This window comes from bacterium (assembly GCA_026398675.1).
Lineage (GTDB): Bacteria > RBG-13-66-14 > RBG-13-66-14 > RBG-13-66-14 > RBG-13-66-14 > RBG-13-66-14.
Map to the genome: position 1 here is coordinate 1 of JAPLSK010000127.1, position 3879 is coordinate 3879.

Consider the following 3879-nt stretch of genomic DNA (forward strand, 5'->3'; position numbering starts at 1 on the left):
GGGCAGTTGAAGCTGGAATAAGGGGGCGTTTTGGACAAGTACGTGATTCGCGGCGGGAAGCGGCTGGCGGGCGAGATTCCGGTCTCCGGCTCCAAGAACGCCTCCCTGCCCATGTACCCCGCGGCCATCCTGGCCGCCGAGGGGAAGGTCGTCCTCTCCAACGTCCCCCGCCTGGACGACGTCTTCTCCATGCTCGAGGTGCTGGACGTCCTCGGGTTGCGGTCGGAGTGGACGGGGGAGCATTCAGTTTCTTTGGACGCCACGGGCGCGTTATCGGCGCTGGCGCCCTACGAGCTGGTGCGCAAGATGCGGGCCAGCGTGAACGTGCTGGGACCGCTGCTGGCGCGGCTCGGCGAGGCGCGGGTCTCGCTGCCCGGGGGGTGCGCCATCGGCACCCGGCCGGTGGACCTGCACCTGAAGGGTCTGGCGGCGCTGGGCGCGGAGCTCACCATCGAAAACGGCTACATCGTCGGGAAGGCGAAAAAGCTCGCGGGCTGCCGGATAAACCTTTCCGGGAGCCACGGCCCGTCGCGGGGCGCCACGGCCAACGTGCTCATGGCGGCGGTGCTGGCGCGGGGGACGACGGTCATCGAGGGCGCCGCCCGGGAGCCGGAAACCGCCGACCTCTGCAATCTCCTCGTCGCCATGGGGGCGAAAATCTCCGGCGTCGGCACCCCCACCCTGGAAATCGAAGGCGTGGACGCGCTCCACGGCTGCGAGTTCGCCGTGATGGGCGACATCATCGAGGCGGGGACGTACATGGTCGCGGCGGGGATAACGCGCTCGCGCGTCACGCTCACCGGCTGCCCGCTGGAATCCATGGCCCCCGTGGCGGAGAAGCTGGCGGAGGCGGGGGTGGTATGCTCCGGTGTCGGCGGCCGGGTGGTCGTTGACGGGCGCGGCGGCAAGCGGCCCGTCGAAATCCGCACCGGCCCCTGGCCCGAGTTCCCCACCGACATGCAGGCCCAGATGATGGCCCTGGCCACCCTCTCGCCGGGCATCAGCGTCTTCACCGAAACGATTTACCCCGACCGCTTCATGCACGTGCCGGAGCTGGTACGCCTCGGGGCGACCATCAGCCGGGAGGGCGCCACGGCGGTGGTCCACGGCATGACCGCCCTGGCCGGGGCGCACGTGATGGCGACGGACCTGCGGGCGTCGGCGGCGCTGGTCCTGGCCGGACTGGCCGCCGGGGGCGAGACCCACGTCCACCGCGTCTATCACCTGGACCGGGGCTACGAGGGGATGGAGAAGAAGCTCGCCGCCCTGGGCGCCGACGTCCGCCGCATGCCCGACGAGGACGCCTGAACCCGGCCGGTCCTGCGACGTAGTCAAGGGGTCCAAGCCCCCTTGTCTTACCCGAACCCCGCGCGGGAGCCCCATGTTCTTCAACTCCATCACCTTCGCGATCTTCCTCCCCATCGTCTTCGCCCTCTACTGGTCGCTCAACCGGGCCCCCTTAAGGCTGCAGAACCTCCTCGTCGTCGTCGCCAGCTACGTCTTCTACGGCTGGTGGGACTGGCGCTTTCTGGGGCTCATCTTCATCAGCTCCCTGACCGACTTCCTGGTGGGCCGGGGCCTTTCGCGGACGGACGACCCCCGGGGGCGCCGGACCCTGCTCGTGGTCAGCCTCATCGTGAACTTCGCCCTCCTGGGCTTCTTCAAGTACTTCAACTTCTTCGCCGACTCCTTCGCCGCCCTTCTGACCCTCATGGGCCTGCGGGTCAACCCGTCGTCGCTGGCCGTGATTCTCCCCGTGGGAATCAGCTTCTACACCTTCCAGACGCTCTCCTACACCGTGGACGTCTACCGGCGGAAGGTGGAGCCGACGCGGGACCCCATCGCCTTCTTCGCCTTCGTGAGCTTCTTCCCGCAGTTGGTGGCCGGTCCCATCGAGCGGGCGCGCAACCTGTTGCCCCAGTTCACCCGACGAAGGGAGTTCAACCTCGAACGGGCCAAGGATGGGATGCGGCAGATTCTCGGCGGTCTCTTCAAGAAAATCTGCATCGCCGACTTCGTCGCCCGCTACGTGGACACCATCTTCAGCACCTACGCCCGCCAGGACGGTCTGATCCTCTTCGGCGGCGTCTTTTTGTTCGCCGTCCAAATCTACTGCGACTTCGCCGGTTACTCGGACATCGCCATAGGCACGGCGCGCCTCTTCGGCTTCGACCTGATGCGCAACTTCGCCTACCCCTACTTCTCCCGGGACATCGCCGAGTTCTGGCGGCGGTGGCATATCTCCCTGTCGAGCTGGTTCCGCGACTACGTGTACTACCCCCTGGGCGGGCCCTTCGGCTCCAAGGCCAGGCAGGTCTTCGGCATCGTCTTCACCTTCACCCTGAGCGGGCTGTGGCACGGGGCCAACTGGACCTTCGTCTGCTGGGGTTTTCTGAACGGCTGCTACTACATCCCGCTGCTCCTACGGAAAACGCCGCCGCATCACAAGGGCGTCGTGGCCAAGAAGAGCCGGCTCCCCTCGCTCAAGGAATTTTTTCAGATGCTGGGCACCTTCGGCCTGGTGCTCCTGGGGTGGGTCTTCTTCCGCTCCGATACCCTGGCCGACGCCCTGGCCTACCTGGGGCGGATGTTCAGCGTGCCGTATATGTCCGGGGTGTGGCACGGGTCGCTCCTCCAGCCCGTGGCGGTGTCGGCGGCCTTCTTCGTCGCCGAGTGGCTCCAGCGTCGGCGGGCGCACGTGATGGACCTCGGGCGCGCGCCGCGGACGCTGCGGTGGGCGACCTACTATGCCCTGTTCCTGGTCGCGGCGCTCTTCGGCACCTTCGGGGGCCGGGAGTTCATCTACTTCCGATTTTAACGCATGCGGACTTTCCTGAAGCTGACGTTCATCTTCCTCCTGCCGGTGGCGGCGCTCATCGTGCTGCAGTACCTGGTGGACCCCTTCAACATCTACCCGCCCCAGCTCCTGCCGCCCATCGAGCTGCCCTCGCGGGAGGAGAAGGTCCGGGGCTACCTCGCCACCGACCGCGGCTTCGACGCCTTCATCATGGGCTCGAGCCGGGTGATGCGCCTGGACGCGGAGTACGTGGGGAGTCACGGGTACCGGTGCTACAACTTCGGCGTGGCCAACTGCCGGGCGGAGGACCTCTACGCCCTCGTGGCGATGATTCTGGATAAAAGCCCGCGGCCGCCGCGTCTGATCATCCTCGGCCTGGACGCCGAGCTCTTCCACCCGTACCTGGAGACCCGGAGCGAGCTTTTGAACCTCCCCGAGCTGGCCCGGTACCTCCAGCCGTGGATGGTCATCCCCCCCTCCGGCGACGAGCCGATACTCAGGAAGATGTCCAACTCGCTACAGATGAGCTTCGTCTCGATTTGGCGGTGGATCACCGGGCAGGGTCCGGACCGCCGGAACCGCGTCCTCCCCGAGAACGGGAACTTCGCCTCCACCCCCCTCCCGCCGTGCAACGCCGCGGGGGTGAACATGGGGGTCAACCTCAGCTACGAGGATACCTTCAACACCTACGACCGGCTGAGCGAGACGCGCCGCGCCACCTTCGAGGCCTTCCTGGCGCTCGCCGTCGGACACGGCGTCGAGGTCCGCGCCTTCATCACCTGCCTTCACCCGCAGATGACCGAATACCTCTCCCTGAACACCCCGTACGAAGCGCGGATGAAGGATCTGAGGTCGTACCTCGACGGCCTGAATTACCCGGGCTTCACCTGGCGGGATTTTTCCAGGCCGGAGAATTTTGGGGGCCTGGAGTCGGATTTCCTCGACCCGGCGCACGTGGGGTCGGCGAACGCGGCGGAGATAGTGGACCGGTTGCTGGGGGAGCCGTAGCGCGGGTTTTCCCCGTGGGGGGGTCTGCGAGGCGCGGGCCGGGGTGAGGGCTGCCGCATGTCCCCTCTCCCTTC

3 protein-coding genes are annotated in these 3879 nt (G+C 67.0%); all 3 read left to right on the forward strand.

Going from position 1 to position 3879, the window contains the following annotated elements:
- The first annotated feature begins 30 nt into the window (after positions 1-30).
- Positions 31-1308, forward strand: a complete 1278-nt coding sequence (murA, locus tag NTW26_03090) for a UDP-N-acetylglucosamine 1-carboxyvinyltransferase (protein ID MCX7021259.1) — start codon at positions 31-33, stop codon at positions 1306-1308.
- Positions 1309-1381: 73 nt separating this feature from the next.
- Positions 1382-2818, forward strand: a complete 1437-nt coding sequence (locus NTW26_03095; protein ID MCX7021260.1) for an MBOAT family protein — start codon at positions 1382-1384, stop codon at positions 2816-2818.
- 3 nt (positions 2819-2821) lie between these two features.
- Positions 2822-3805: a hypothetical protein gene (locus NTW26_03100; protein ID MCX7021261.1), complete on the forward strand. Its 984-nt coding sequence runs from the start codon at positions 2822-2824 to the stop codon at positions 3803-3805.
- Positions 3806-3879: the final 74 nt, after the last annotated feature.

Coding starts and splice junctions, on each gene's coding strand:
- NTW26_03095 (MCX7021260.1), top strand. CDS start 1,382: ATGTTCTTCAACTCCATCACCTTCGCGATCTTCCTCCCCATCGTCTTC.
- NTW26_03100 (MCX7021261.1), top strand. CDS start 2,822: ATGCGGACTTTCCTGAAGCTGACGTTCATCTTCCTCCTGCCGGTGGCG.